Raw genomic sequence first — 25,943 nt, 5'->3', positions numbered from 1 at the left:
AGAAGCGCTGCCCTCCGGTGTGCTGTTCGCCGAGCGATGCAACGTCAACTCGACTGCCCGCCGGGGAGTCACGTGCCCTCCCCGGACGGGTGACAGCGCCCGAACGGACGTTTCAGGGCGTCCAAGGCGTCCAAGGCGTCCAGGCCGTCCCGGGGGCTCAGCCGATCGCCGCCTCCGTGTACATCCGCGCGATCACGTCCTCGATCGCCGGCTCGCGCACCGACAGGTCCACCAGCGGATAGCGCGCGGCCACCGCCGCCACGATCGGCGCGGCGCTCTGCTGCGCCGGGAAGGCCAGCCACTGCCGGGGCCCCTCGACCTTCACCACCCGGGCCCCGTCCACCTCGATCTCGGGCCGGGCCTCGGCCAGGTCGACCACCAGGGTGCGCTCGCTGCGCCCGGTGGCGTGCAGGCCGTCCAGCCCGCCGTCGTAGACGACCCGGCCGTGGTCGATCACCATCACCCGGCCGCAGAGCTGCTCGATGTCGGTCAGGTCGTGCGTGGTGAGCAGCACGGTGGTGCCCCGGTCCCGGTTCACCTCGCGCAGGAACTCGCGCACCTTCCCCTTGCTGACCACGTCCAGGCCGATGGTCGGCTCGTCCAGGTAGAGCACCTGCGGGTCGTGCAGCAGCGCCGCCGCGAGGTCGCCGCGCATCCGCTGGCCGAGCGAGAGCTGGCGGACGGGGGTGTCCAGCAGTCCTTCCAGGTCGAGCAGTTCGACGCAGCGGCCGAGGTTCTCGCGATATCGGCGGTCGGGGATGCGGTAGATCCGGCGGGCGAGTTCGAAGGAGTCGCGGAGCGGGAGGTCCCACCAGAGCGTGGTGCGCTGGCCGAAGACGACGCCGATCCGGCGGGCCAGCGCGACGCGTTCGCGGGCCGGGTCCACTCCGGCGACGCGCAGCCGCCCGCCGCTGGGCACGAGGATGCCGGTGAGCATCTTGATGGTGGTCGACTTGCCGGCGCCGTTGGGGCCGATGTAGCCGACGCACTCGCCGGCCTCGACGGTGAAGCTCAGCCCGTCCACCGCGCGCACCTCGCGCCTGACCCGGCTGAAGCGGCCGGTGCGGACCCGCACGGTGAAGGTGCGGCGGACGTCCTCGAGTTCGATCAGTGCCATGGGGGTTCCTTGCGTAGGAGGGGGGTTCGGCTACCGGTGCCCCGGTAGCTTCAGCTGCCGGTGCCGCGGTAGGCGCGCAGCCCGGCCCGCCAGGCGAGCCCGGCGGCGGCGACGCAGAGCGCGGCGGCGAGCGGGGAGGCGTACTGGAAGGCGGTGGGCAGGCCGAGCGGGTCGGGCCGGCCGAGGACGTGCAGGGCGGGCAGCCAGTTGACGAAGGCCAGCGGGACGCCGAAGACCACGCCGGCCACCAGTTCCTTGGCGAAGATGGTCGGCGGGTAGTGCAGCAGGGTCGCGCCGCCGTAGGTGAAGGAGTTCTGGATCTCCTTGGACTCGCCCCACCAGAACTGCACGGTCGCGCCGCCGACGTAGATCGCACCGAAGATGACGCTGCCGCAGACCAGCAGGGCGGGCACCAGCAGCACGCGGTCCCAGGTCCAGTGGACGTCCAGGGTGGCCAGTGACCAGGCGAGCACCGCCAGGGCCTGGACGGGGCGGCCGAGCCGGCGCAGCGAGAAGCGTTCGGCGCACAGTTGGGCGAGCGCGGGCGCCGGCCGGATCAGCATGGTGTCCAGCGATCCGTTGACGATCCGCACGCCGAGGCCCTCGACCGAGCCGACCAGCAGGTTGGCCACGCCGAGGGCGAAGGTCGCGGTGCCGTAGAGGAAGGCGATCTCCGGCAGTCGCCAGCCGCCCAGTTGGTCGGTGTGCCGGAACATCAGCACCAGGACGACGAAGTCCAGCGAGTGCGTGGCCAGGCTGGCCACCAGGTTCAGGGTGAAGGAGGCCCGGTAGGCCATCATCGAGCGCATCCACATCCGGGCGCACAGCCACCAGGAGCGGACCGCCCACGCGGTGCGGGGCACGATCGGCTCAGCCACCCTGCACCACCACCTTGCGGGTCGCCAGCCACTGGGCGCCCCGGCCCGCGGCGAGCAGGGCGGCGGCCCAGGCGAGCTGGAAGCCGAGCGCACCGAGCAGGCCGGCGCCGGTCGAGCGCTCCAGGAAGACGTCGGTCGGCACCTTCACCAGCGCCGCCCAGGGCAGCACCGCGGCGACGTCGCCGAGCAGGCCGGGGAAGAGCACGATCGGCAGCAGCATCCCGGAGAAGAACATCGAGACCACCAGCATCACCGAGCGCACCCCGTCCGAGTCGTGCAGCCAGAAGCCGGTGATCGAGACCAGGAAGCGCAGCCCGAAGCTGACCACCAGCGCGAGCAGCACCGAGAGCAGGAAGACCGCCCAGGTCAGCGGCTGCTCGGGCATCCGGGTGCGGAACACCAACGCGCCGACCAGCAGCGGCACGGTGCCGCGGACCAGCAGTTGGAAGGCGGCCCGGCCGAGGTCGGTGGCCAGCCACCAGCCCTGGAAGTCGACCGGGCGGTAGAGGTCGACGGCGATGTCCCCGCTGCGGAAGCGGTCCTGGAGGTCGTCCTGGAAGCCGCCGCCCCACACCGCGACGGTGGCCAGCAGGGCCTGGCTGACCCAGATGTAGGTGACGGCCTGGCTCTGGTCGTAGCCGCCGAGGCTGGGGCGGGCCTGCCAGAGGGCGAGGAAGGAGGAGGCCAGGATGATGCCGAAGACGGTGTTGGTGAAGGTGCCGGCCACGGTGGCGGCCCGGTAGGTGGAGTAGCGGCGGAAGGCGCCGCGGGCGACGGCCGCGTAGAGCCCGAGGACGGGGAGCGGCCCGGTGGGATCAGGAGGGCGTGCGGTCCGCGTCTCCGGGGGCGCGAGATTCAGCATATTGTCTCCTTGTCGACAAATACGGGCAGGTGGATACCCGCCGACGTCCGCGCACACCCCAGCGGCTCCGACCGGCCGCACCCGGGGGTACCGGGCCGAACGCGCGGAGCTGACGGAACTGGGTGCGCTATGCGAGTGCGCCACGTGAGGCGCTACCTGGTTTGCACCTTTCACCGTAGCGCCGAGGACCAGCCGCCGCACCCGGTTTCCCCGAGCACGCCAACCCCCCGACCACCCCCTGATCGGCCATCAAATAGCACATAATCGCGGCATGACCTTGAGCACCCGACGCCAGGCCAAACGAGCCGCCCGCCGCGCGGCCCGCCGAGCCCTCCCCCGCTGGCGCCGGCTCCTGCCCACCTGGCGCATCACGCTCGGCGCCCTCACCACCGCGCTCCTGCTCACCGTCGGCGCCTTCGCCGTGCTCTACGTCATCGTCCCGGTGCCCGACCCCAACGCCCACGCCGTCGCCCAGAACAACATCTACCTCTACGCCGACGACACCACCGAGATCGCCCGCACCGGCGCCGTCAACCGCACCGACGTCACCATCGACCAGATCCCCCCGCAGACCCAGCACGCCGTCGTCTCCGCCGAGGACCGCACCTTCTACCGCAACCGCGGCATCGACCTCAAAGGCATGCTCCGGGCCGGCTGGAACACCCTCACCGGCAAGGGCACGCAGGGCGGCTCCACCATCACCCAGCAGTACGTCAAGAACTACTACCTGACGCAGGACAAGACCATCGAACGCAAGGGCCGCGAACTCTTCATCGCCCTCAAGGTCGACCAACAGCGCGACAAGCCCGAGATCCTCGCCGGCTACCTCAACAGCAGCTACTTCGGCCGCGGCGCCTACGGCATCCAGAGCGCCGCCCACGCCTACTACGGCGTCGACGTCTCCGCCCTCACCCTCGCCCAGGGCGCCTACCTCGCCTCCCTCCTCCAGGCCCCCAGCAGCTACGACGTCAAGACCGCCACCCCCGCCAACCGCGAGAAGGCCATCGCCCGCTGGCACTACACCCTCGACGGCATGGTCCAACTCGGCTTCCTCACCGACGCAGAACGCACCGCCACCACCTTCCCCGAACCGATCGACCCCCAGCCCGCCACCGGCCTCTCCGGCCAGGCCGGCTACCTCGTCGGCGTCGCCGACGACTACCTCGTCTCCGCCGGCATCATCGACACCGCCACCCTCAAGGCCGGCGGCTGGCGCATCACCACCACCTTCGACAAGCCCAAGCAGGACGCCTTCCACAAGGCCGTGCAGGACGAACTCACCGACGAACTCGACCCCCGGCGCCGCCCCGCCACCGACACCGACGTCCGGGTCGCCGGCGCCTCCGTCGAAACCGCCACCGGCCGCGTCGTCGCCGTCTACGGCGGCCCCGACTACGCCAAACAGCCCTACAACGACGCCCTGCGCCAGGACAACCAGATCGGCTCCACCTTCAAACCCGTCGACCTCGCCGCCGGCCTCATCGCCCAGCACACCCTCGACGGCCGGCAGATCACCCCCGACACCCGCTACGACGGCACCAGCGAACGCCCCGTCACCGGCGGCCCCACCCCCTACGCGCCGCCCAACGAGGACGACGTCGACTACGGCAACATCACCCTGCGCTACGCCATGGTGAAGTCCGTCAACTCCGTGTACGCGCAGGAGGGCGTCGACGCCGGCCTCGCCCGCGTCCGCGACACCGCCGTCAAACTCGGCATCCCCGACAGCGTCCGCGGCATGGACCCGGCCAACACCTCGATGACCCTCGGCACCGCCACCCCCAGCGCCCTCGACCTGGCCGGCGCCTACGCCACCCTCGCCAACCACGGCCAGGCGAACGCCCCGTGGTCCGTCCTCAAGCTCGCACGCGTCCACACCGGCGGCGCCGTCGACGCCCCCAAGATGCCCGACCACACCCCCGTCGACGCCATCGACCGGCCCTACGCCGACACCGTCACCGACGTCCTGCGCGACGTCATCGGCCCCCGCGGCACCGGCGCCGCCGCCCTCGACCTCGGCCGCCCCGCCGCCGGCAAGACCGGCACCACCGACTCCAACCTGTCCGCCTGGTTCGCCGGCTACACCCCCGAACTCGCCACCACCGTCGGCCTGTTCCGCGAGAACCCGAAGACCCACGCCAAGGAACCACTGGCCGGCACCGCCGGACTCGCCCGGATCAACGGCGGCACCTTCCCCACCCGGATCTGGACCGCCTACATGAGCGCCGCCCTCGACGGCACCGCCACCCAGCAGTTCGACCTCCAGACCGGCCGCGACACCCCCGCCCCCGGCTTCAGCCCCAGCAGCAGCGCCACCACCACCCCCAGCCCCACCTCCACCGCCCCCACCACCGGCGGCGGCACCAGCGAGGAACCCCCCAGCAGCACCCCCGTGCCCGACACCCCCACCCACGCCCCCAGCGCGCCCGCCCCGCAGCCCACCACCACCCAGGAACAGCCCAGCCCGCAGGCACCCCAGCCCACCGCCACCCAGGAGCAGTCCAGCCCCACCCCCCGACCCACCCAGACCCGGCCCACCCACCCGACCACGCCACCCAGCACCACCGGCGCCGCCACCAACCCGGCGACGAGCGCGACACCACCGGCCCAGCGAGCCACCCCTCCCGCCCAGTGAGCACCCCCCGAGCGGTGAACCACCCCCCGAGCGGTGAACCAGCCCGCCGGCCGGTGAACTACCCCGCCACCAACTCCCGCTCCAACGGCGACCGGAACCGCGGCGTCACCCGCACCTCCCCCAACCAGCCCGCCAGACGCGCCGCCTCCGCCGCGATCGCCCCCTCGGCCTCCGCCCCCACATCACCGAACAGCCGCCACACCACCTCACCGTCCGGCCGCTGCGCCCAGCCGCCCACCACCCGGCCGCACCACCACACCGTCGGCCCGGCGTTGCCCGCCCGGTCGAACAGCGCCGGCACGTCCTCCGGCCGCAGGTACCAGTCCCGCCCCCGCCAGCCCATCACCGTCGGATCCAGCCCCGGCAGCAGCGCCGCCCACGGCTCCGGCTCCGCCACCGGCCCGGCGTCCCCCGGCAGCACCAGCGCCGCCGCCCCGCCCGCCAGCTCCACGTCCTCGGCGCCCACGTCCGCCAGCGCCCGGCGGGTGTCCCCCAGCGTCCAGCCCGTCCACCACTTCACGTCCTCGACGGTCGCCGGGCCGTACCCGGCCAGCCAGCGCCGCACCACCTCCGCCTTCGCCTCCCGCACCGGCGCCTCCGGCCACTGCGGCACCGGCGCCCACGGATAGACGTTGCTCAGCCACGACCCGCGCGGGCGGCCCCGCCGCACGTGCCCGTCCGCGGCCAGCAGCCGCAGCAGCCGACTGCCCACGCTCTGCCGGTTCTCGTACGGCTTGCCCGCCGACATCAGCATCGTCTCGCGCAACTCCGGCACGTCGTCGCCGAGTTCCTTCGTCGTCGCCTCGCCGCGCCGGGCCACGGCGGCCAGCACCGCGCGCTCCGCCCCGGCCAGCCGCGCCTCGTCCCAGCCGTCCGCGTGGTCCCGCAGGTGCTTGAGCAGCGTCGCGCGCTCCCTCGCCGCGATCGCCCGCGCCGTCGACGAACTCACGTGCGGCGCGAAGCCCTCCGTCACCGCGAACAGCGTCCGCCGCATCGACAGCAGCTTCACCAGCGTGACGTCCTCGTACAGCGCCCGGTCCACCTCCGCCACCGACGGCTCCACCAGCCGCGCGCACGCCGACAGGTACACCGTCGCCGGGTCCGACGCGTGCAGCCCCACCAGCGCGTCCGCCACCTGCTCCACCCGCGCCACCCGCACCGACGGCGCCAGCAACTGCCGCCGCCCCACCCGGGCCCGCCGCTCACCCTCGCCGATCACCGGCACACGCCTCGTCATGCCCGGACCCTAGCCCCCACCACCGACAGACCCGGACGCAAGGAGCCGGCCGGGGCACCGCCCCGACCGGCTCACGCCACGTCCGTGCTCAGAGGTTCAGAGGTAGAGCCCGGTCGAGCCCTCCGTGTCGCCGAAGCGGGTCGCCGCCACCGCGTGCAGGTCACGCTCGCGCAGCAGCACGTAGGTGGCGCCACGGACCTCGACCTCCAGCTTGTCCTCCGGGTCGTACAGCACCCGGTCGCCCGGCTCCACCGAGCGGACGCTCTGGCCCACCGCGACGGCCTCCGCCCAGGTGCAGCGCTTGGACAGCTCCGCGGTCGCGGGGATCAGGATGCCGCCGGTCGAGCGGCGCTCGCCCTCGCTGCCCTCGATCCGCACCAGCACGCGGTCGTGCAGCATCCGGATCGGCAGCTTCTCGCCCAGCCGGTCGTGCCGCGCCGCCTCGTACTCGGGTGCGGCGGAGGAGGCCTGCGGGGTCGGTTCGTCGTTCGTACTCACGATCCCGAAGGTACCGCCCCCGGGCGCGCGGCGTGACGCTGGCCCGGCATGCGGGAAGCCGCGGCGCCCGCGGGGCCGGACACGCACCCGGGCCCGGGCACACCCCCAGAGCCGGGCGCACCTCCCGGGCCCGGGCACACCGAAGGCCGGACGCCTCCCGCGCCCGGCCCTCACCCCGTGCCCGTTCAGCCCTTGCGGCGCTTCCGGGCGGAAGCCACCAGCAGCAGCACGCCCACGCCGACCAGCGCGGCCGGGACGATCCGCTCCGTGCGCGGCTGCCCCTTCTCGTCCACGAACTGCGCCCGCACCTTCTCCACCACGCCGTTGGCGGCCACGTACGCCCGGCCGGCCTTCTCCTCGACGGCGGCCACGGCCTTCGCCTTCACCTGGGCGCTGATCGTGCTCGGGTGGACGCGCACGGCCAGCTCGTCCAGGGTGGCCGCCAGCTGGGTGCGGGTCCGGGAGATGTCCGCCTCGATCTGGGCGGTCGTCCGCGCCGACTTGTCCTTCGTGCTCGCCTCGCCCACTCGGGCCACCCCATTCACTTGCTGATGTTGTCCTGTGCGACTGACCCAGTCTGTCAGTTGCCGAGCAGGGCCGCGCGACCCCACCCACCATCGGGGGTAAGTTTGCCGTGCTATGACCGCCCGCCCCAGCAACAGGAGATTTACCCGTGAGTGAGCGTCTCCAGCCCGGCGACACCGCGCCCGCCTTCAGCCTGTCCGACGCCGACGGCAACCAGGTGTCCCTCGCCGACCACCTGGGCCGCAAGGTCATCGTCTACTTCTACCCGGCCGCGCTCACCCCCGGCTGCACCAAGCAGGCCTGCGACTTCACCGACAACCTGGAGGTCCTCGCCGGCGCCGGCTACGACGTCATCGGCGTCTCCCCGGACAAGCCGGAGAAGCTCGGCAAGTTCCGCGAGGCCGAGAACCTCAAGGTCACCCTGGTGTCCGACCCGGACCACCAGGTGCTGGAGGCCTACGGCGCCTACGGCGAGAAGCAGAACTACGGCCGCACCTACGTCGGCGTGATCCGCTCCACCGTGATCGTGGACGAGCAGGGCAAGGTCGAGCGCGCGCTGTACAACGTGAAGGCCACCGGGCACGTCGCCAAGCTGCTGCGCGACCTCAAGGTCGAGACGGCCTGACGCTCGAAGGCCTGGCGCTCGACGGCCCGACACCTCGCTCGCCCGGCACCTCGCTCGCCCGGCACCTCGCTGAACGAAGCGGTGGCGGCACACCCCCCGACCGGGTGCACCGCCACCGCCGTCTCTCACCTCAGGGCGCCGTCAGCAGGCCCCGAGGTCGCTCCAGACACCCCACGAGCCGCTGGCCGCGGGGTCGTCGCCCTTGGTCCACCACTTGTTCTGGTAGTAGTGGCCCTTCCACGACACCTTGGTGGTGGCCGCGTAGGTGGTGCCCGCGTCCCAGCTCGGGGCGGCCGTGCAGGCCCCCGTCGTCGGGGTGGCGGTCGCGGTGGCCGTCGCGGTCGGCGAGGCCGTGGCGGTGGGCGAGGCGGTCGCCGTCGGGGAGGCGGTCGCGGTCGGCGAAGCGGTGGCGGTCGCGGTAGGCGTCGGGGTCGGGGTCGGGGTCGGCGTGCCGCCGTCCACCGTGCCCCGGGTCAGGTCGCCCTTGAGCCCGTACAGCGTGCCGTTCACGTTGACCGTCCAGTTCGACGGGGTCGAGACCGGCAGGTAGTAGACGAAGTCCAGGTCCACCGAGGCGCCCGGCGCCAGCGACTGCCAGCCCGGCAGCTTGACCGACACCCGGTTGTAGGTGCCCTTCAGACCTCCTACGTTGCCCGGACCGGGGTTGTCCTGCCGGATGACCTGGAGGCCGAAGCCGGACTGGTCCTTGGCGTTGCCCGGAGCCGAGTTGCTGTAGTCGAACTGGAACTCGGTGCCGCCCGGCAGGGTCGTCGTCGAGTTGTTGACGATGTGGATCTTCGGGTTGATCGGGTAGTTCGAGTCACCCAGCGCGAAGTTGGTGAACGACACGTCGATCGGCAGGGTCTGCTGCGGCAGCGGGACCGTCGAACGGGTCGCGCCGTACGGCGTGGCCGCCTTGAACTTGTCGTACATCAGCGAGGTCAGCGTCGAACCCGGCACGTACTCGCCCTTGCCGCCGTTGGCGCTCGCGTCCCACTTGTAGTCGCCCGCGAGCTCCCAGATCATCGCGCCGCCGGCGCCCTGGTTGACGATGTAGTCCGCCTTGGCACCCACCGACTGCTCGTCCTCGGTGGAGAGGAACACCTTCTTGGCGTCGTTCCACAGCCACGGCGCCACCAGGCTGCTGCTGTAGTTGCGGGCGTAGGTGCCCTGCAGCGCGGTGTCCTTCACGCCGTACTTGGCCAGGTAGTCGGGCAGGATGCCCTTCTCCAGGTTCTTCGCGTGCCACATCGGGTTCGACCCGGCCGGGGACTCCTTGCCCGCGTCGTCCTTGTCGTTCCAGATGTTGTCGATGCCGACCGCGCCGTCACCGCAGGAGGTCAGGCCGGAGCCGACCGGGCAGGTGGTCGCCGCCGCGGTGCCCCACAGGCCGTTGGTGCCGCCCGTGACGTTCTTGAAGCCCCGGGTGTAGTACGGCAGGCCGACGTTGATCCGGCCGCCCGGCATCGCACCGCGGAAGTAGTGGTACGACCAGTCGGCGTTCAGGTAGCCGATGCCGCCGTACTGGCCGGTGCCGTACACGTTGGCCGCCGCCAGCTCGCCGTCCTTGCCGTCGTCGAACAGCGAGGCGTTCGGGCCGACGTACTTGTTCCAGGCGCCGTGCAGGTCGTACGACATGATGTTGACGTAGTCCAGGTACTGCGCCACCTGGAAGGTCTCCATGCCGCGCAGCAGGTAGCCGGACGACGGGGCCGCGACCGACAGCAGGTAGTGCCTGCCGTCGGCGGCGCCGGCCCGGTCCAGGTTCTCGCGCAGCGTCTTCATCAGCGCCGCGTAGCCCTTCGCCAGCGAGCCGCGCTTGGAGTTGGCGAGCTGCCAGTCCAGCGGGTTGCCGGCGTCCTTCATCGAGGTCGGGTACTCGTAGTCGACGTCGACGCCGTTGAAACCGTACTTGCGGATGAAGTCGACGGACGAGGCGGCGAAGGTGTCGATGCCGGCCTGGTTGACGCTGCCGTCCGGGTTGACGGTCATCGAGTAGAAGCCGCCGGAGTTGACGCGCTTGCCGTCGTCCCCGAAGTAGCCGCCGGTCTCGGTCCAACCGCCCACCGAGATCAGGGTCTTGACGTTCGGGTACTGCTTCTTGAACTTCGTCAGCAGATTGAAGTGGCCCTTGTAGGGCAGCGTCGGGTCCAGCTCGGCGCCGGGCACGCCCGGGAAGGAGATCCCGGTGGCCTCGTTGGTCGGGCCGTCGGTGCCGACGGAGAGCTTGTTGTCACCGCCGACGTGGCCGAACGCGTAGTTGAGGTGGGTGACCTTGTCCCAGGGGATGTCGTTCACCAGGTAGGGCTGGTCGCCGTTCTTGCCGGTGCGCCAGCCGGTGAAGTAGCCGATGATGCGGCGCTGGTGGTCCGCGCCCATCTTCTCGCGGCCGCCGGTGTCGTAGACCGAGCAGTACGGGACGTCCACCCCGGGCGTCTGGTACAGGCCGTCGGGGCGACAGGCCCCGTTGTCGACGGTCGCGGACGCCTGCGAGGGCACCGCGCCCAGCGTCGACAGCAGCAGACCGGCCAGACCGGCCGCCGCCAGCGCGACCGCGCCCGCCCGGGCAGCAGGGCTCTTGCGGCGGAGTGCGGCGGTGGGACGCCGCTCCGCCGTGTTTCGGATCAACACTCGGTCCTCCGGGAGAGAGTGTCGGCGCGTGCCTGTGGGGGAGCACGCACGTGGGGGATTGCAATTGGCGCCGAAGCTATGTGGTCTGAACCACATAGGTCAATAGGTCTGTACCAATTGGTAATCAAACCCCCAACCCCGCCGGTCACCCCACCGACGACAACAAGTCACCCCCTGGCCGAAACCCCGTCACCCCGCGACCGAACGCCCCCCGCCGAACCCGCCGCCGACCCCCTCGACACCACCGCCCGCCCGCGTCCGGGACGGTGCCGCACCGGAAAGGACGGTGCCCCGGCACGGGCGAAGCCCTAGACTAGAGGCCATGCGGCCTTGGCGGAATCGGCAGACGCCCGGGTTTTAGGTGCCCGTGGGAGAAATCCCGTGAGGGTTCAAGTCCCTCAGGCCGCACTAGCCTTAGATTCGAAGGCCCGCCCCGGAATGATCCGGGGCGGGCCTTCGGCGCTCTCCGACCGGCCGTCAGCCCAGGAGGTCCTTGACGACCGGGGCGAGGCCGCGGAAGGCCAGGCCGCGGTGGCTGATGGCGTTCTTCTCGGCAGGGGTGAGTTCGGCGCAGGTGCGGGTCTCGCCGAGGGGCTGGAGGATCGGGTCGTAGCCGAAGCCGCCGTCGCCGGAGGGGGCGGTGCGCAGGGTGCCGAGGAGGCGGCCCTCGACGACACGCTCGGTGCCGTCGGGGAGGGCGAGGGCGGCGGCGCAGAAGAAGTGGGCGCCGCGGTGCGGGTCGGAGATGTCGGAGAGCTGGGCGAGCAGCAGGTCGAGGTTGGCGCGGTCGTCGCCGTGCTTGCCGGCCCAGCGGGCGGAGAAGATGCCGGGGGCGCCGTTCAGGACGTCGACACAGAGGCCGGAGTCGTCGGCGACGGCGGGCAGGCCGGTGGCGCGGGCGAGGGCGTGGGCCTTGAGGAGCGCGTTCTCGGCGAAGGTGACGCCGGTCTCCGGGACGTCCGGGATCTCGGGGTAGGCGTCGGCGCCGACGAGTTCGACGTCCAGGCCGGCCTCGCCGAGGATGGCGCGGAGTTCGGCGACCTTGTGCTGGTTACGGGTGGCGAGGATCAATCGGGTGGACATATCGCCCACCCTATCGGCAGCCGTCCCGGCGTCAGCCGGTGCAGACCGAGGTGAGGTTGCCGGCCGCGTCGCCGAGCGGCTTGAGGTCGGGGACCTCCTTCTTGTCGACGGCCTGCTGGACCTTGTCGGCCTGCTTCTGCAGGTCGGCGACAGCCTTGGCGACATCGGTGTTCTTGGAGTTCTTGCCGACCTGGTTGAGGTCGGTCCTGAGCTTCTCCAGCGCCTTCCCGGCAGCCGCCGAGTCGTTGCTCGCGTTGCCGTAGGCGCTGGTGACGTCGGCGAGGTCGCCGGTGATCCTGACCGCCGTGTTGCCGCAGTCGATCGCCTTCTGGGCTGCGGAGCAACTGACCATGCTGAGCGGGAGGATGGCGATCAGGCCGGCCACGGCGAGGGCGGCGGGGCGGGCGATGCTGGACGGCATCCGGTCCTCCTGTGGGGCGCGCGGGTTCCGTGGGACGGGACGCGCGCCGGGGGGTGCGCGGTTCCCGCAGCAGGGGTGCTGCGGGAACCGTACGGGCTTCGGGCCCGGCGTGTACAGCGGCCCGTACGGCTGCGGGTACATCCGGGTCCACGGCGCCGTGGGCCGAACCGGTTCAGGCCTCCAGGGCCTTGCGCTGGATCTCGTCGAGCTCGGCGCAGCCCAGGGTGCCGAGGTCGAGCAGGCGGTCGAGCAGGGCTCGGTCGAAGGGGGCGCCCTCGGCGGTCCCCTGGACCTCGACGAAGCGGCCGTCGGAGGTGCAGACGATGTTCATGTCGGTCTCGGCGCGGACGTCCTCCTCGTACTGGAGGTCGAGCATCGGGACGCCGTCGATGATGCCGACGCTGACGGCGCTGACGCCGCCGGTGATGGGCTGGCCCTTGGCGCGCAGGAGCTTGCGGTCGCGGGCCCAGGCGACCGCGTCGGCGAGGGCGACGTAGGCGCCGGTGATGGCGGCGGTGCGGGTGCCGCCGTCGGCCTGGAGGACGTCGCAGTCGAGGACGATGGTGTTCTCGGCGAGGGCGCGGTGGTCGACGACGGCGCGCAGCGAGCGGCCGATGAGCCGGCTGATCTCGTGGGTGCGGCCGCCGATGCGGCCCTTGACGGCCTCGCGGTCGCCGCGGGTGTTGGTGGCGCGCGGGAGCATGGAGTACTCGGCGGTGACCCAGCCTTCGCCGCTGCCCTTGCGCCAGCGGGGGACGCCCTCGGTGACGCTGGCGGTGCACAGCACCTTGGTGTCGCCGTAGGAGATGAGGACGGATCCTTCGGCGTGCTTGCTCCAGCCCCGTTCGATGGTGATGGGGCGGAGCTGGTCGGGGGTGCGGCCGTCGATGCGTGACATAGGCACTGAGCGTAGTCGCTCGGAGCGGGTGTTCCGGGTGCGCCTCGGCCCGCCGGGGTGCGGCTGGGCGCCGTCCCCGGGTGCGCCTCGGCCCGCCGTTCCCGGGTGGGGCGGCGGGCCGGGGGTGGGGTGAGCCCGGTGGCTCAGCTCACATCATGTCCTCGATGTCAGCGGCGATCGGGTCGGCGTCGGTGCCGATGACGACCTGGATGGCGGTGCCCATCTTGACGACGCCGTGGGCGCCGGCGGCCTTGAGGGCGGCCTCGTTGACCAGGGAGGCGTCCTTGACCTCGGTGCGAAGGCGGGTGATGCAGCCCTCGACCTCTTCGATGTTGTCGATGCCGCCCAGACCGGCGACGATCTTCTCAGCCTTGCTGGCCATCTGATTTCTCCCTCTGTCTCGGCCCGCCGGCCGCTCTGCCGGGTGCCGTCCTGCGCTGTACTGGGGTGTCCGCCGACCGGTGGCCGGCGTGGTCGGTACCGGTGCTGACGCGGGTTCAGCCGCGGTCGCGCCGCCGGGCAGCGCGACCAGCATCACCTGCTCCGGTCCGATCTGCCACGTTAGTCCACTTTTGGCCCATTCCGGCGCGCACGGTCCCGACCGCCACCAGAGGATGACGAGCAGCGGGCTCGTGCCCGGAGTGCGGCCTGCGTCCCAAAGTGGTCTACACCAATATATGTGTACTCCGATGAACGCAGAAAGGACCCCGGGTGTTCCGGATCCCCGCCCGGGGGTCCCGCCGGGGGCCACCGGCCGGCAACTGCTCTCGGAGGGCGAAGGATGAGTTCGGCAGGCGCCACGGCCCCGCAGCGCGTGTGGTGGCACACCTTCTACGGCGGCCTCCAGAAGATGGGCCGCTCCCTGCAGCTCCCGGTGGCGGTGCTCCCCGCGGCCGGCATCCTCAACCGGCTCGGCCAGCCCGACGTCTTCGGCAAGGACGGCCTCGGCTGGACCGACGTCGCCAAGGTCTTCGCCTCGGCCGGCGGCGCCCTGCTGGACTCCTCGTTCGGCCTGCCGATGCTGTTCTGCGTCGGTGTGGCGATCGGCATGGCGAAGAAGGCGGACGGTTCCACCGCGCTGGCCGCCGTGGTGGGCTTCCTCGTCTACTACAAGGTCCTGCACGCGTTCCCGGAGAACTGCAAGAACGGGACGGTCCTGGTCACCGACGCCTGGACCGGCCAGTGCGTGGACTACAGCTCGGCCAAGGCGGCGGCCGCGACGTACCAGAACCCGGGCGTCCTGGGCGGCATCCTGATCGGCCTGATGTCGGCCTGGCTCTGGGTCCGCTTCCACCGCACCAGGCTGGTCGACTGGCTGGGCTTCTTCAACGGCCGCCGCCTGGTGCCGATGATCACCGCGGTGGTGGGCCTGGCCACCGCCTGCGTGGCGCTCTGGGTCTGGCCGCCGATCGGCCGCGGGCTCAACGACTTCAGCCAGACCCTGGCCGACCTGGGCGCGGGCGGCGCCGGCATCTTCGGCCTGTTCAACCGCGCGCTGCTGCTGATCGGCATGCACCAGCTGCTGAACACATTCGTCTGGTTCCAGTTCGGCGAGTTCATCAAGCCGGACGGCACCATCGCGCACGGCGACATCCCGCGCTTCCTCGCGGGCGACCCGACGGCCGGCCAGTTCCAGTCCGGATTCTTCCCGATCATGATGTTCGCACTGCCCGCCGCCGCACTGGCGATCGCGCACTCGGCGAAACCGCACCGCCGCAAGGAGATCTACGGCCTGATGCTCTCGGTCGGCCTGACCTCCTTCGTGACGGGCGTCACCGAACCGCTCGAGTACTCCTTCGCCTACGTCGCCCCGGCCCTGTACGGCGTGCACGCGCTGCTGACCGGCGCCTCGATGGCCGTCACCTGGGGGCTCGGGGTGCACGACGGCTTCAGCTTCTCGGCCGGCCTGATCGACTACGTCATCAACTGGGGGCTGGCCACCAAGCCGTGGCTGATCATCCCGATCGGGCTCTGCTTCGCCGCCGTGTACTACGCGCTCTTCCGGTTCATCATCGTCAAATTCAATCTGAAAACACCCGGGCGGGAGGACGAGAGCGAGGTCGAGGACGTCACCAAGATCTGAAACCGAGCGTCACCGGGCAGCACCCGCAATGGCCTCCGGACCCGACGGTCCGGAGGCCTTCGGCATTTCCGGAAAGGACCAAATGCCCGGGCGGTAAAACAATTCCGATATGCGCCCCGGGGATTCCCCGGCGGGCCGTCAGCCGTGCCGGGCGGGGCCGGGGCGGGCCGTACCGCCCGGCCGCCGGGCCGCCGGCCGGGGGCACCGCGGGGGTGGGGAAAGTCCGCCGCCGCCCGGCGCGGGCGGTGGCCGGCAATCGGCCGCCACCGTTTCCCCGCCGGCCCCGACCATGCGCCGCGGGGGTCGGAAAGCCGCGGATTGGCCGAAGCCGGACGGGGTGGGGCCCGGACTTCTCCCGACCGCCGGCCGTCCGTGATGTCCGACACCCCGGTGGGCCCCTTCGCCGCCGCCCACCGCACCCGGACCGGACCCCGGCAGCGGGCACCGGAGCTCCGGAGGCCGCCTCCGCCCGGACACCGTCGCGTCCGCCCGTGAACCCCGCCGACCCGACCCCCGTCCGCGCACCGCTGGGCCCGCGGCGGACCCCTGACGAGGCCTCGGCGGGGCCTCCGGACGGGGCCGGGTCTTTTTGTTGCGCAAATAGCCAAAATCCCAATCACGGCGGGTAATCATGATCGTCGTTCCGCAACTAGGTTTCGATTTCATAGCGCTTCCCGGCAGGGGCGCTTTCCGGGGTTCCCCCCCTTCTCCACCCGTGCTACAAAACTGGTCTACACCACACGTGGTGTAGACCAGTTCGCGGTTCGGCCCCCTGTGCCCCTCCCCCGACCGCCATGCCGTTAGGAACCCACCCCAATGAGTCAGTCAGCGCAGGCACCGGCGCCCGCCACGGCTCCGGCCACGCCCAGCCCCGCCAAGAAATTCGGCCAGAACCTGCTCCAGGGCCTGCAGAAGATCGGCCGCAGCCTCCAGCTGCCCATCGCCGTGCTCCCCGCCGCCGGTCTGCTGATGCGCCTCGGCCAGGACGACGTGTTCGGCAAGGACGGCCTCGGCTGGGACAAGGTCGCCGCGGTGTTCAACACCGCCGGTAGCGGGGTCTTCGACAACCTGCCGCTGCTGTTCGCGGTGGGTATCGCGATCGGCTTCGCCAAGAAGGCGGACGGCTCCACCGCCCTCGCCGCCCTGGTCGGCTTCCTGGTCTACAAGAACGTGCTGACCGCGTTCCCGATCACCAAGGGCCACATCGCCGACGGCAAGTGGGTCGACCCGACCTACCAGAACCCGGGTGTGCTCGGCGGCATCGTGATCGGCCTGCTGGCCGCCGTGCTGTGGCAGAAGTACCACCGCACCAAGCTGGTCGACTGGCTCGGCTTCTTCAACGGCCGCCGTCTGGTGCCGATCCTGATGGCCTTCGTCGGCACCGGCATCGGTGTCCTGTTCGCCCTGACCTGGGGCCCGGTCGGCGACGCCATCAAGAGCCTGAACGACACCCTGATCGGTGCCGGTGCGCTCGGTGCGGGTGCCTTCGGCCTGGTCAACCGCGGTCTGCTGCCGGTCGGCATGCACCAGTTCGTGAACTCCTACGCCTGGTTCCAGACCGGTGACTTCACCAAGGCCGACGGCACCATCGTGCACGGCGACATCCCGCGCTTCTTCGCCGGCGACCCGACCGCCGGCCAGTTCATGTCCGGCTTCTTCCCGATCATGATGTTCGCGCTGCCCGCCGCCGCACTGGCCATCGCCCACGCCGCCAAGCCGCACCGCCGCAAGGCCATCACCGGCATGATGGTCTCGCTGGCCCTGACCTCCTTCGTCACCGGTGTCACCGAGCCGATCGAGTTCGCCTTCGTCTTCATCGCCCCGGCCCTGTACGTCATCCACGCGGTGCTCACCGCCGTCTCGATGACCGTCACCTGGGCGCTCGGCGTGCACGACGGCTTCACCTTCTCCGGCGGCCTGATCGACTACGCGCTGGCCTGGAGCAAGGCCACCGACCCGTGGCTGATCATCCCGATCGGCCTGGTCTTCGCCGCGCTGTACTACTTCCTCTTCCGCTTCGCGATCACCAAGTTCGACCTCAAGACCCCCGGTCGCGAGGACGACGACGAGATCGAGGACGTGACCAAGGCCTGAGGCCCCGCCCGTCCGCACTCCACGACCCCGCCCCGCCGCTGCTCCCCCAGCGGCGGGGCGGGGTCGTCGTGCGTCCCGCCCCGGGGCGGCGGGAACGGCGGTTGACGAACCGGCGGAGGCACTGGTCAACTGAAGCCGTGAACGCGTCCTGCCCGCTGGTGACCCGCAGCCACATCGACTTCGGTCGCGTGTGGTCCGCGGCGTGTCGCGGCTGAGCCGACCGTTCCCCCCGCCGCCCGGCTGACCTCCCGCCCGGCGCCGTTCCTCCCCTCCCGCCCGCACGGGCCCCGCCCGCCTCCGGGCCGCCACCGCGCACCCGCGCGCGGCCGTACGCACCCGCACACCCCCTGTGCGCGTTCGCCGGCGTCGCCCGCACGCGTCCGCACGAGGAAAGTCAGGCCTCAGCATGCCCCGCCAACTGCACCTCTCCGCCGCCCTGGACAGCCCCGGCCACGTCGACGCCGGGCACTACGCCGCCCTCGCCCGCCTCGCCGAGCGGGCCACCCTCGACTTCGTCACCCTCGACGACTCCTTCACCCCCGAACCGCGCCGCCCCGACGCCCTCGCCACCCTCGCCCGGATCGCCCCGCTGACCGAGCGGGTCGGACTGGTGCCCACCGTCACCACCACCCACACCGAGCCGTTCCACACCTCGATCGCGGTCAACACCCTGGACTGGGTGAGCCGGGGCCGGGCCGGCTGGCTGGTCGGCGTCTCCGCCACCGAGGCCGAGGCCAAGGCCTTCGGCCGCCGCCCGACCGCCCCCGCGGACGCGCTCTGGGCCGAGGCCGCCGACGCCGTCGAGGTCGCCGCCCGGCTCTGGGACAGTTGGGAGGACGACGCGGAGATCCGCGACACCGCCACCGGGCGGTTCATCGACCGCGACAAGCTGCACTACGTCGACTTCGAGGGCCCGCACTTCTCCGTCCGCGGGCCGTCGATCACCCCGCGCCCGCCGCAGGGCCGCCCGGTCGTCGCCGTCCCGGTGTCCGCCGTCGACCTCGCCCCGTACGCCTCCCCCGGCGGTCGCGCCCGGGTCGCGGTGGCGATCCGGTACGCCGACGTCGTCCTGCTGGACGCCCCCGACCACGCCGCCCGGCTGGCCGCCGCCACCGAACTGCGGCTGCGCGCCGGCGAGCACCTGCGCATCCTCGCCCGGACCGACGCCTCCCTGCCCGACGACGCCGCGGCCGACCGCCTGCTCGCCGACCTCGCCGCGATCGGCACCGGCGTCGACGGCTTCCACCTCGTCCCCGCCGAGCCCGAACGGGACCTGGCCGCCCTCGCCGAACGGGTCGTCCCGGTGCTGCGCGCCCAGGGGCTGTTCCGCGCCGGGTACGCGGCCGGTCGCACCCTGCGCGACCACCTCGGCCTGGCCCGCCCGGCCAGCCGCTACGCCACCGACGCCGCCACCAACACCGGCGCCACCGCCACCCCGTCCGCCGCCGCTCTCGCCGAGGTGACCCGATGACGGACCGCCCGCTCAAGCAGATCCACCTCGCCGCGCACTTCCCCGGCGTCAACAACACCACGGTGTGGAGCGACCCGGACTCCGGCAGCCACATCGAATTCGACTCCTTCCGCCACCTCGCCGAGACCGCCGAGCGCGGGAAGTTCGACTTCTTCTTCCTCGCCGAGGGCCTGCGGCTGCGCGAGAACAAGGGCCGCATCCACGACCTGGACGTGGTCGGCCGCCCCGAGTCGATCACCGTGCTGAACGCGCTGGCCGCCGTCACCACCCGTCTCGGGCTGGCCGGCACCGTCAACGCCACCTTCAACGAACCGTACGAACTGGCCCGCCGGTTCGCCTCGTTGGACCACCTCTCCGGTGGGCGCGCGGCCTGGAACGTGGTCACCTCCTCGGACGCCTTCACCGGGGAGAACTTCCGCCGCGGCGGCTACCTCGACCGCGCCGACCGCTACACCCGGGCCGCCGAATTCGTGCAGCTCGCCCGGGAGTTCTGGGACGGCGGAGCGGAGACCGTCCGGCACAGCGGCCCGCAGTTCGAGGTCGAGGGCCGGCTCTCGCTGCCCCGCCCGCCGCAGGGCCACCCGGTGGTCATCCAGGCCGGGGACTCCGACGAGGGCCGGGAGTTCGCCGCCGCGACCGCCGACGTCGTCTTCAGCCGGCACTCCACCCTCGCCGACGGCCAGGCCTTCCACGCGGACCTCAAGCGCCGGCTCGCCGCGTACGGCCGCAAGCCGGACGAGCTGAAGATCATGCCCGGCGTCACCTTCGCCCTCGGCGACACCGACGCCGAGGCCGCCGAACTCGCCGCCGAGGTCCGCCGGGCCCAGGTCGGGCCGCAGACCACGATCGCCTTCCTGGAACAGGTCTGGGGCATCGACCTGTCCGACCACGACCCGGACGGTCCGCTGCCCGCCGTCGACCCCGACCCGGACAGCGCCCTGGCCCAGGGCCGGGTCCGGATCGGCGACCCGTCGGCCGTCGCCGCCCGCTGGCGGGCGCTGGCCGCCGAGAAGCAGCTCACCAGCCGCGAGCTGGTGATCGAGGTGACCGGCCGGCAGTCCTTCATCGGCTCCCCCGCGACGGTCGCCGAGCGGATCGACTTCTTCGTGCAGAACGACGCGGCCGACGGCTTCATCCTCGTCCCCCACCTGACCCCGGGCGGCCTGGACGCGTTCGTCGACCGCGTGGTGCCGCTGCTCCAGGAGCGCGGGGTGTTCCGCACCGACTACAGCGGGACGACCCTGCGCGACCACCTCGGTCTGCCGCTCCCCGGCCGGCGCTGAGACGACCGACGCCGAGCCGACCGGCCCGCCCGCCCGCTCAGATCCGGTACACCGCACCCGCCCGGGCGACCTCGACGGGGCCCGGGTACGCGGCGGCGGCGTCTCGGCGGTTGTGCTCGGCGTCGGTCCACGGGGGGATGTGGGTGAGGACGAGCCGGCGGACGTGGGCGGCGGCGGCGTGCTCGCCCGCCTCCCGGCCGTTGAGGTGGACGGCCTGGTAGGTGTCCCGGCCGTCGATGTAGGCGGCCTCGCAGAGGAAGAGGTCGGCGTCGCGGGCGAGTTCGACGAGTTCGGCGCTCTCGCCGGTGTCGCCGGAGTAGACGAGCGCGCGGCCGTCGTGTTCGAGGCGGAAGGCGAAGGCGTCGACGGGGTGGTTGACCTGGGCGACCTCGATCCGGAACGGGCCGAGGTCGAAGGCCCCGGGGGTGAGGGTGTGGAAGTCGAAGACCTCCTTCATCCCCGGGTTCTCCGGCATGTCGTAGGCGCGGGCGAGCCGTTCGGCGGTGCCGGCCGGGCCGTAGACGGGCATCGGGTCGGGGCAGCCCTCGGCGCGGTAGTTGCGGGCGACCCAGTAGGCGCACAGGTCGACGCAGTGGTCGGCGTGCAGGTGGCTGAGCAGGACGGCGTCGACCTCGTAGATGTCCACGTACTTCTGCAGGGCGCCGAGGGCGCCGTTGCCGAGGTCGAGCACGACGCGGTAGCCGTCGGCCTCGACGAGGTAGCTGGAGCAGGGCGATTCGGCGGACGGGAAGCTCCCCGAGCACCCCACCACGGTCAGTTTCATCCGAGCCCCTCCGCCCCGACACGTCCTGGCTGCTGCTGGAAAACGGCAGGCCGGGCCGGTGGAACCGGCCGGTAGCACTGCTTCGCGTGTCGAGAGTAAGGGCGGAGCGGCACTTTGCCCCCGTCCCCGTGCCGGGCTGTGGCTGGAATCACCAGAACGCCGGGGCGGGGGCGGTGCCGTCCGTTCGGGTGCCGTCGGGTCAGCGGTGGCGGGGGCGGTTGCGGGCCCAGGCCTTGATCGTGTCGGGGTACCAGCGGGGGTGGCCGCCGGCGTCGAGGACGTCCGGGTCGGGCAGCAGCCCGTGCCGCCGGTAGTTGCGGACGCTCTCGGCCTGCACGTTGATGTGGCGGGCGATCTCGGCGTAGGACCACAGCTCGGAGCTTCTCCCCACGAGGCACCTCCGGAGGGGCGGGGCGGGCGTACGTGAGGCAGCCTGTCCGGGCGTCGGCGACTCTTCACCACAGAACGGGCACCGTGGTCATTCCGTGACGAACCGGGTGCGTGGTGCGGACAAATGCCCGGCCGTCCGGGCACTCACGGTGGTGGGGGCCGCCATGGGCCCGGTACGGTTCGCGCCATGAACAGTTCGACCGGGGTCTGGGTGGTCCTGGCGGTGGCGGGCGTCGCGCTGCTGGCCGCCGTCGTGGGGGCGCTGGTCCGGCGCACCCGCCCGGCGCCGCGACCGGCCGGTCCGACGGCTCCGCGCCCGCGCCCGGCGGCCAAGGGCCGTCCGGGGCCGCAGCCGCAGGAGATCTGGTGGGCGGAGGTCCCGTTCGAGGACGGCCCGGGGTCGAAGGACCGCCCGTGCCTGGTGCTGCGGGTGCAAGGCCGCACCGCGACCGTCGCGAAGATCACCAGCAAGCACCACGCCGAACGCCCGGGCGTGCTGCCGCTGCCGCCCGCCTCGGTGGGCGACCGGCAGGGCCGCACCAGCTGGCTGGAGACCGACGAGCTGCGCGAGGTGCCGCTGTCGGCCTTCCGCCGCCGGGCCGGCACGGTGGACCGGCAGGTCTGGTCCCGCGCGCAGCAGGCCCTGCAACGCGGCTAGGCCCGGAGCTGGCCCTCCAGCACCGCTGGGGCTCTCAGGCCCAGAGCTGCCCCTGCAGCGCCTCGACGGCCGCCTCGGTGGTCTCCGCGGTGTAGATACCGGTGGACAGGTACTTCCAGCCGCCGTCGGCGACCACGAACACGATGTCGGCGCGCTCCCCGGCCGCCGCGGCCTTGCGGCCGACGCCGATCGCGGCGTGCAGGATCGCGCCGGTCGAGACGCCCGCGAAGATGCCCTCCTGCTGGAGGAGTTCGCGGGTGCGGCGGACGGCGTCCGCGGAGCCGACCGAGAAACGGGTGGTGAGCACCGCGGCGTCGTACAGCTCGGGGACGAAGCCCTCGTCGAGGTTCCGCAGCCCGTACACCAGGTCGTCGTAGCGGGGTTCGGCGGCGACGATCCGCACGCCGGGGACCTTCTCGCGCAGGTAGCGCCCGACGCCCATCAGGGTGCCGGTGGTGCCGAGGCCGGCCACGAAGTGGGTGACGGTCGGCAGGTCGGCGAGGATCTCGGGGCCGGTGGTGGCGTAGTGGGCGCCCGCGTTGTCGGGGTTGCCGTACTGGTAGAGCATGACCCAGTCCGGGTGCTCGGCGGCGATCTCCTTGGCGATCCGGACGGCGGTGTTGGAGCCGCCGGCGGCCGGCGAGGGGATGATCTCGGCGCCCCACATGCGGAGCAGTTCGCGCCGTTCCTCGCTGGTGTTCTCGGGCATCACGCAGACCATCCGGTAACCCTTGAGCTTGGCGGCCATGGCGAGCGAGATGCCGGTGTTGCCGCTGGTGGGTTCCAGGATGGTGCAGCCGGGGGTGAGCCGGCCGTCGGCCTCGGCGCGCTCGATCATGTGCAGCGCCGGGCGGTCCTTGATCGAGCCGGTGGGGTTGCGGTCCTCCAGCTTGGCCCAGAGCGTCACCTGCCCGTCGGTGTTGCCGGGGACGGCGGCGGACAGCCGCGGCAGGCGGACCAGCGGGGTGTTGCCGACGGCTTCGAGCGGGCTGTCGTAACGCAAGGGAGGCCTCCGGCCACGGCGGTGGGGGTGCGGAAGGGCGCCCTCCCGCCCGCCGCTGGGCGGACGGGAGGGCGGGAGGTCAGCGGGCTCCGCCGGCCACGGCGGGCAGGATGGTGACGCTGTCGCCGTCGGCGAGGGCGGTGGAGATGCCCTCCAGGAAGCGGACGTCCTCGTCGTTCAGGTAGACGTTGACGAAGCGGCGCAGCTCACCGCCCTCGACCAGGCGGGCGGCGATGCCCGGGTGGCGGGCGTCGAGGTCGGCGAAGAGCTCCCCGAGGTTGCTGCCGGTGCCCTCGACGGCCTTGGCGCCGTCGGTGTAGGTGCGGAGGATGGTCGGGATGCGGACCTCGATGGCCATGGGTGCGCTCCTGTGCGAGTCGTGAGGTGGGTGGGCCGCGGCGGGCACGGCGGGGAGGGTGGTCCCGGGGCTCGGCGTCGCCGGCAGGCGGTGGGCACCGGGTGGGGCAGGCGGCTCAGCGCGAACGCGCGGGCGTGCCGGGACAGATCGCACTGGCGAGCCGGCACAGGTCGACGTGCAGGCGCGCCACGAGGCGGGTGCCCGGGGCCTGGTTGCTCACATCGACGGAACGCATGGGCTCATCGTATAGATTCCCCGGCCCGCTCCTCCATGCCCGTCTCGGGATCCGGATGTTCCCGTTTCTCGGGCTGAGACGACACGGGCCCGCCGATCGCTCGCGGGCGGTCGGCGGGCCGCGCCCAGGTGGGTGCTGGTCAGGCCGGGTGGGCCTCGACGACCTGGACGTCTTCCTCTGTGATCTCGCCGTCCACGATGCGGAACGAGCGGAACTGGAACGGGTCGTCCTCGCCGTTGCCGTCGGCGGTGGAGACCAGGACGTAGTGGGCGAACGGCTCGGAGGCGTAGCTCACGTCGGTGCGCGAGGGGTAGGCCTCGGTGGCGGTGTGCGAGTGGTAGACGATCACCGGCTCCTCGTCGCGGTCGTCCATCTCGCGGTAGAGCTTGAGCAGGTCGCCCGAGTCGAACTCGTAGAAGGTGGGCGAGCGGGCCGCGTTGAGCATCGGGACGAACCGCTCGGGCCGTCCGCTGCCGGCCGGTCCGGCGACCACGCCGCAGGCCTCGTCCGGGTGGTCGGCGCGGGCGTGGGCCACGATCCGGTCGCGGAGTTCTCGGGTGATGGTCAGCATGCGGTCAGGATAGCCACGCCCCGGCGGGTGTCCGCCGGGGCGTCCGGAGCGCGGTCACCGGGTGTCCGCCACCTGGGCGCGGCGGCCAGGTCCCGGCGGTTCAGCCGCCGTTGCGCACGTGCAGGTGGTCGTGGGCGACGCCGTGGGCGGCCCTCGGGTTGCGGCGCTTGAGCACCTGGTAGCCGATCACCAGCAGGACGGCCCAGCCCGGGAAGACGTACAGCGAGATCCGGTTGTCCGCGTCGAACGCGATCAGCACCACGACCAGGGCGAGGAAGGCGAGCGCGGTCCAGCTGGTCCAGGCGCCGCCGGGCGCCTTGAAGGTGGGCGGCGGCAGGTGGCCGGCCCGCCAGGCCTTGCGGTAGCGGATCTGGCAGATCAGGATCATCGCCCAGGTCCACAGGCCGCAGACGGTGGCGACGGAGGTGATGTACTCGAACGCCTTGGCCGGGACGAGGTAGTTGAGCACCACGCCGACACCCATCAGCAGGCAGGAGAGGGTGATCGCGAAGGCCGGGGTGCGGCGGGTGTTGAGCTTGGTGAGCTGCCCCGGGGCCTGGCCGCGCAGGGCGAGGTCGCGCAGCATCCGGCCGGTGGAGTACATGCCGGAGTTGCAGGAGGAGAGCGCGGCGGTCAGCACCACGAAGTTGATGATCCCGGCCGCGGCCGGGATGCCGATCTTGCCGAAGGCGGCCACGAACGGGCTGACGCCGGGCTGGAACTCGGTCCACGGCACGAGCGAGAGGATGATCACCAGCGCGCCGATGTAGAACAGCATGATGCGCCAGGGCAGGGTGTTGATGGCGCGCGGCAGGGTCTTCTCGGGGTTCTCGCTCTCCCCTGCGGTGACGCCGACGAGTTCGACGCCCAGGTAGGCGAACATGACGATCTGCAGCGTCATCACGGTGGCGCCGATGCCCTTGGGGAAGAAGCCGCCGTCCTGCCACAGGTGGGTGATCGACGCGGTGTCACCGGCCTTGCTGAAGCCGAGGGTGAGCACCCCGATGCCGATCAGGATCATGCCGATGATGGCGGTGACCTTGACCATCGAGAACCAGAACTCGATCTCGCCGAACAGCTTCACCGAGATCAGGTTGGCCGCGTAGAGGATCACCAGGAAGGTCAGCGCACTGGCCCACTGCGGGATGTCGGGCGCCCAGAACCTCACGTACACGGCGGCGGCGGTGGTCTCCGCCATGCCGGTGACCACCCAGAACAGCCAGTACGTCCAGCCGGTCACGTAGCCGGCGAAGGGGCCGAGGAACTCGCGTGCGTACTCGGCGAAGCTGCCGGAGACCGGGCGGTAGGTGAGGAGTTCGCCGAGGGCGCGCATGATCACGAAGATCGCCACGCCGGCGACGGCGTAGGAGAGGATCAGGCTCGGGCCGGACCGGGAGATCGCGGTGCCCGCGCCGAGGAAGAGGCCGGTGCCGATGGCACCGCCGATCGCGATCATCTGGATCTGGCGGCTTCCCAGCCCCCGGTGATAGCCCTCCTCGTCCGGTTTCGCGTCGACCACGTCGTCGTACAGCTGCTCGGCCATGGTGCACCGTCCTGGGTGGGTCTCGTGGGGTGGAGAAGTCGTACCACGCAGGGTTCGGAT

The 25,943-nt window shown here is 72.0% G+C and carries 25 protein-coding genes and 1 tRNA gene; 8 read left to right on the top strand and 18 right to left on the bottom strand.

All coding sequences use genetic code 11. From position 1 onward, the window contains the following. Positions 1-157 precede the first annotated feature (157 nt). The 3 genes from ACIO9K_RS20205 to ACIO9K_RS20195 are packed head-to-tail and all read right to left on the bottom strand — an operon-like array spanning position 158 to position 2,857. The gene (locus ACIO9K_RS20205; RefSeq protein ID WP_363620049.1) at positions 158-1,117 is read right to left on the bottom strand and encodes an ATP-binding cassette domain-containing protein; all 960 of its coding nucleotides are present in this window, start codon (positions 1,115-1,117) and stop codon (positions 158-160) included. A gap of 50 nt (positions 1,118-1,167) precedes the next feature. Next, positions 1,168-1,995: an ABC-2 family transporter protein gene (locus ACIO9K_RS20200; protein ID WP_363620051.1), complete on the bottom strand. Its 828-nt coding sequence runs from the start codon at positions 1,993-1,995 to the stop codon at positions 1,168-1,170. Next, on the bottom strand, positions 1,988-2,857 hold the full coding sequence (locus ACIO9K_RS20195; RefSeq protein WP_363620053.1) for an ABC-2 family transporter protein: 870 nt from the start codon (positions 2,855-2,857) through the stop codon (positions 1,988-1,990). The genes ACIO9K_RS20200 and ACIO9K_RS20195 overlap by 8 nt, the downstream gene beginning before the upstream one ends. A gap of 271 nt (positions 2,858-3,128) precedes the next feature. Between ACIO9K_RS20195 and ACIO9K_RS20190 the strand changes: the two genes are divergently transcribed. Next, on the top strand, positions 3,129-5,492 hold the full coding sequence (locus ACIO9K_RS20190) for a transglycosylase domain-containing protein (RefSeq protein ID WP_400331532.1): 2,364 nt from the start codon (positions 3,129-3,131) through the stop codon (positions 5,490-5,492). A gap of 58 nt (positions 5,493-5,550) precedes the next feature. On the opposite strand, the gene ACIO9K_RS20185 is transcribed toward ACIO9K_RS20190, so the two are convergent. The 3 genes from ACIO9K_RS20185 to ACIO9K_RS20175 form a co-directional block, all read right to left on the bottom strand. After that, on the bottom strand, positions 5,551-6,729 hold the full coding sequence (locus ACIO9K_RS20185; protein ID WP_363620057.1) for a winged helix DNA-binding domain-containing protein: 1,179 nt from the start codon (positions 6,727-6,729) through the stop codon (positions 5,551-5,553). A gap of 96 nt (positions 6,730-6,825) precedes the next feature. Then, entirely contained in the window at positions 6,826-7,128 is a 303-nt protein-coding gene (locus ACIO9K_RS20180; RefSeq protein ID WP_079136310.1) for a co-chaperone GroES, read from the bottom strand. 284 nt (positions 7,129-7,412) lie between these two features. Next, on the bottom strand, positions 7,413-7,754 hold the full coding sequence (locus ACIO9K_RS20175; RefSeq protein ID WP_063349226.1) for a DUF3618 domain-containing protein: 342 nt from the start codon (positions 7,752-7,754) through the stop codon (positions 7,413-7,415). Between the two features lie 146 nt (positions 7,755-7,900). On the opposite strand from ACIO9K_RS20175, the gene bcp reads away from it, so the two are divergent. Beyond that, the gene (bcp, locus tag ACIO9K_RS20170) at positions 7,901-8,377 is read left to right on the top strand and encodes a thioredoxin-dependent thiol peroxidase (RefSeq protein ID WP_063349225.1); all 477 of its coding nucleotides are present in this window, start codon (positions 7,901-7,903) and stop codon (positions 8,375-8,377) included. Between the two features lie 141 nt (positions 8,378-8,518). Here bcp and ACIO9K_RS20165 read toward each other — a convergent pair whose 3' ends face one another. Then, positions 8,519-11,002 carry a chitinase C-terminal domain-containing protein gene (locus ACIO9K_RS20165; RefSeq protein WP_400331746.1) on the bottom strand — a complete coding sequence of 828 codons (2,484 nt, stop codon included), beginning with the start codon at positions 11,000-11,002 and terminating at the stop codon, positions 8,519-8,521. Positions 11,003-11,332: 330 nt separating this feature from the next. Between ACIO9K_RS20165 and ACIO9K_RS20160 the strand changes: the two genes are divergently transcribed. Then, positions 11,333-11,416 (top strand) — tRNA-Leu (locus tag ACIO9K_RS20160). Positions 11,417-11,485: 69 nt separating this feature from the next. Here the strand turns inward: ACIO9K_RS20160 and rdgB are convergent. The 4 genes from rdgB to ACIO9K_RS20140 form a co-directional block, all read right to left on the bottom strand. Continuing rightward, positions 11,486-12,091 carry an RdgB/HAM1 family non-canonical purine NTP pyrophosphatase gene (gene rdgB / locus ACIO9K_RS20155; RefSeq protein ID WP_350881208.1) on the bottom strand — a complete coding sequence of 202 codons (606 nt, stop codon included), beginning with the start codon at positions 12,089-12,091 and terminating at the stop codon, positions 11,486-11,488. 31 nt (positions 12,092-12,122) lie between these two features. Further along, positions 12,123-12,512 carry a hypothetical protein gene (locus ACIO9K_RS20150; RefSeq protein WP_363620061.1) on the bottom strand — a complete coding sequence of 130 codons (390 nt, stop codon included), beginning with the start codon at positions 12,510-12,512 and terminating at the stop codon, positions 12,123-12,125. 172 nt (positions 12,513-12,684) lie between these two features. Further along, positions 12,685-13,410: a ribonuclease PH gene (rph, locus tag ACIO9K_RS20145; RefSeq protein WP_350881205.1), complete on the bottom strand. Its 726-nt coding sequence runs from the start codon at positions 13,408-13,410 to the stop codon at positions 12,685-12,687. A 148-nt stretch (positions 13,411-13,558) separates the two neighbouring features. Next, positions 13,559-13,792 (bottom strand): glucose PTS transporter subunit EIIB, encoded by a 234-nt coding sequence (locus ACIO9K_RS20140; RefSeq protein WP_063349220.1) that lies wholly within the window; start codon positions 13,790-13,792, stop codon positions 13,559-13,561. Between the two features lie 399 nt (positions 13,793-14,191). Between ACIO9K_RS20140 and ACIO9K_RS20135 the strand changes: the two genes are divergently transcribed. The 4 genes from ACIO9K_RS20135 to ACIO9K_RS20120 all read left to right on the top strand — a co-directional run bounded on the left by ACIO9K_RS20135 (position 14,192) and on the right by ACIO9K_RS20120 (position 20,341). Continuing rightward, positions 14,192-15,493, top strand: a complete 1,302-nt coding sequence (locus tag ACIO9K_RS20135; RefSeq protein ID WP_400331526.1) for a PTS transporter subunit EIIC — start codon at positions 14,192-14,194, stop codon at positions 15,491-15,493. Positions 15,494-16,309: 816 nt separating this feature from the next. Further along, entirely contained in the window at positions 16,310-17,587 is a 1,278-nt protein-coding gene (locus ACIO9K_RS20130; protein WP_363628120.1) for a PTS transporter subunit EIIC, read from the top strand. A gap of 406 nt (positions 17,588-17,993) precedes the next feature. Continuing rightward, positions 17,994-19,058 (top strand): LLM class flavin-dependent oxidoreductase, encoded by a 1,065-nt coding sequence (locus tag ACIO9K_RS20125; protein ID WP_400331522.1) that lies wholly within the window; start codon positions 17,994-17,996, stop codon positions 19,056-19,058. Next, positions 19,055-20,341, top strand: a complete 1,287-nt coding sequence (locus tag ACIO9K_RS20120) for an LLM class flavin-dependent oxidoreductase (protein ID WP_400331519.1) — start codon at positions 19,055-19,057, stop codon at positions 20,339-20,341. The genes ACIO9K_RS20125 and ACIO9K_RS20120 overlap by 4 nt, the downstream gene beginning before the upstream one ends. 37 nt (positions 20,342-20,378) lie before the next feature. Here the strand turns inward: ACIO9K_RS20120 and ACIO9K_RS20115 are convergent, their stop codons facing one another. Both ACIO9K_RS20115 and ACIO9K_RS20110 read right to left on the bottom strand, forming a co-directional pair. Then, positions 20,379-21,125 (bottom strand): MBL fold metallo-hydrolase, encoded by a 747-nt coding sequence (locus ACIO9K_RS20115; protein ID WP_350881195.1) that lies wholly within the window; start codon positions 21,123-21,125, stop codon positions 20,379-20,381. Between the two features lie 199 nt (positions 21,126-21,324). Next, on the bottom strand, positions 21,325-21,516 hold the full coding sequence (locus ACIO9K_RS20110; RefSeq protein WP_363583755.1) for a MarR family transcriptional regulator: 192 nt from the start codon (positions 21,514-21,516) through the stop codon (positions 21,325-21,327). Positions 21,517-21,702: 186 nt separating this feature from the next. Between ACIO9K_RS20110 and ACIO9K_RS20105 the strand changes: the two genes are divergently transcribed. Beyond that, positions 21,703-22,173, top strand: a complete 471-nt coding sequence (locus ACIO9K_RS20105; RefSeq protein WP_400331512.1) for a type II toxin-antitoxin system PemK/MazF family toxin — start codon at positions 21,703-21,705, stop codon at positions 22,171-22,173. A 34-nt stretch (positions 22,174-22,207) separates the two neighbouring features. On the opposite strand, the gene ACIO9K_RS20100 is transcribed toward ACIO9K_RS20105, so the two are convergent. From ACIO9K_RS20100 to ACIO9K_RS20080, 5 genes are all read right to left on the bottom strand, one after another. Further along, positions 22,208-23,176: a cysteine synthase gene (locus ACIO9K_RS20100; protein ID WP_350881189.1), complete on the bottom strand. Its 969-nt coding sequence runs from the start codon at positions 23,174-23,176 to the stop codon at positions 22,208-22,210. 79 nt (positions 23,177-23,255) lie between these two features. Next, entirely contained in the window at positions 23,256-23,534 is a 279-nt protein-coding gene (locus ACIO9K_RS20095; protein ID WP_363370276.1) for a MoaD/ThiS family protein, read from the bottom strand. 115 nt (positions 23,535-23,649) lie between these two features. Next, entirely contained in the window at positions 23,650-23,769 is a 120-nt protein-coding gene (locus ACIO9K_RS20090) for a putative leader peptide (RefSeq protein WP_347878546.1), read from the bottom strand. A gap of 139 nt (positions 23,770-23,908) precedes the next feature. Further along, positions 23,909-24,340, bottom strand: coding sequence for a M67 family metallopeptidase (locus ACIO9K_RS20085; protein ID WP_363587180.1), 432 nt, complete (start codon positions 24,338-24,340; stop codon positions 23,909-23,911). A 100-nt stretch (positions 24,341-24,440) separates the two neighbouring features. After that, positions 24,441-25,883 (bottom strand): amino acid permease, encoded by a 1,443-nt coding sequence (locus tag ACIO9K_RS20080; protein ID WP_400331508.1) that lies wholly within the window; start codon positions 25,881-25,883, stop codon positions 24,441-24,443. Positions 25,884-25,943: the final 60 nt, after the last annotated feature.

It is taken from the genome of Kitasatospora sp. NPDC087271, assembly GCF_044744605.1.
Lineage (GTDB): Bacteria > Actinomycetota > Actinomycetes > Streptomycetales > Streptomycetaceae > Kitasatospora.
This window is presented reverse-complemented; position numbering and strand designations above follow the sequence as displayed.

What these genes read in the sequence shown, in the direction of transcription:
- ACIO9K_RS20180 (WP_079136310.1), bottom strand. Translation starts at nt 7,128, where the DNA reads ATGCTGCACGACCGCGTGCTGGTGCGGATCGAGGGCAGCGAGGGCGAG.
- ACIO9K_RS20090 (WP_347878546.1), bottom strand. Translation starts at nt 23,769, where the DNA reads ATGCGTTCCGTCGATGTGAGCAACCAGGCCCCGGGCACCCGCCTCGTG.
- ACIO9K_RS20190 (WP_400331532.1), top strand. Translation starts at nt 3,129, where the DNA reads ATGACCTTGAGCACCCGACGCCAGGCCAAACGAGCCGCCCGCCGCGCG.
- ACIO9K_RS20095 (WP_363370276.1), bottom strand. Translation starts at nt 23,534, where the DNA reads ATGGCCATCGAGGTCCGCATCCCGACCATCCTCCGCACCTACACCGAC.
- ACIO9K_RS20115 (WP_350881195.1), bottom strand. Translation starts at nt 21,125, where the DNA reads ATGAAACTGACCGTGGTGGGGTGCTCGGGGAGCTTCCCGTCCGCCGAA.
- ACIO9K_RS20135 (WP_400331526.1), top strand. Translation starts at nt 14,192, where the DNA reads ATGAGTTCGGCAGGCGCCACGGCCCCGCAGCGCGTGTGGTGGCACACC.
- ACIO9K_RS20125 (WP_400331522.1), top strand. Translation starts at nt 17,994, where the DNA reads ATGCCCCGCCAACTGCACCTCTCCGCCGCCCTGGACAGCCCCGGCCAC.
- ACIO9K_RS20085 (WP_363587180.1), bottom strand. Translation starts at nt 24,340, where the DNA reads ATGCTGACCATCACCCGAGAACTCCGCGACCGGATCGTGGCCCACGCC.
- ACIO9K_RS20205 (WP_363620049.1), bottom strand. Translation starts at nt 1,117, where the DNA reads ATGGCACTGATCGAACTCGAGGACGTCCGCCGCACCTTCACCGTGCGG.
- rdgB (WP_350881208.1), bottom strand. Translation starts at nt 12,091, where the DNA reads ATGTCCACCCGATTGATCCTCGCCACCCGTAACCAGCACAAGGTCGCC.
- ACIO9K_RS20185 (WP_363620057.1), bottom strand. Translation starts at nt 6,729, where the DNA reads ATGACGAGGCGTGTGCCGGTGATCGGCGAGGGTGAGCGGCGGGCCCGG.
- rph (WP_350881205.1), bottom strand. Translation starts at nt 13,410, where the DNA reads ATGTCACGCATCGACGGCCGCACCCCCGACCAGCTCCGCCCCATCACC.
- ACIO9K_RS20195 (WP_363620053.1), bottom strand. Translation starts at nt 2,857, where the DNA reads ATGCTGAATCTCGCGCCCCCGGAGACGCGGACCGCACGCCCTCCTGAT.
- ACIO9K_RS20105 (WP_400331512.1), top strand. Translation starts at nt 21,703, where the DNA reads ATGAACAGTTCGACCGGGGTCTGGGTGGTCCTGGCGGTGGCGGGCGTC.
- ACIO9K_RS20150 (WP_363620061.1), bottom strand. Translation starts at nt 12,512, where the DNA reads ATGCCGTCCAGCATCGCCCGCCCCGCCGCCCTCGCCGTGGCCGGCCTG.
- ACIO9K_RS20140 (WP_063349220.1), bottom strand. Translation starts at nt 13,792, where the DNA reads ATGGCCAGCAAGGCTGAGAAGATCGTCGCCGGTCTGGGCGGCATCGAC.
- ACIO9K_RS20080 (WP_400331508.1), bottom strand. Translation starts at nt 25,883, where the DNA reads ATGGCCGAGCAGCTGTACGACGACGTGGTCGACGCGAAACCGGACGAG.
- ACIO9K_RS20120 (WP_400331519.1), top strand. Translation starts at nt 19,055, where the DNA reads ATGACGGACCGCCCGCTCAAGCAGATCCACCTCGCCGCGCACTTCCCC.
- ACIO9K_RS20130 (WP_363628120.1), top strand. Translation starts at nt 16,310, where the DNA reads ATGAGTCAGTCAGCGCAGGCACCGGCGCCCGCCACGGCTCCGGCCACG.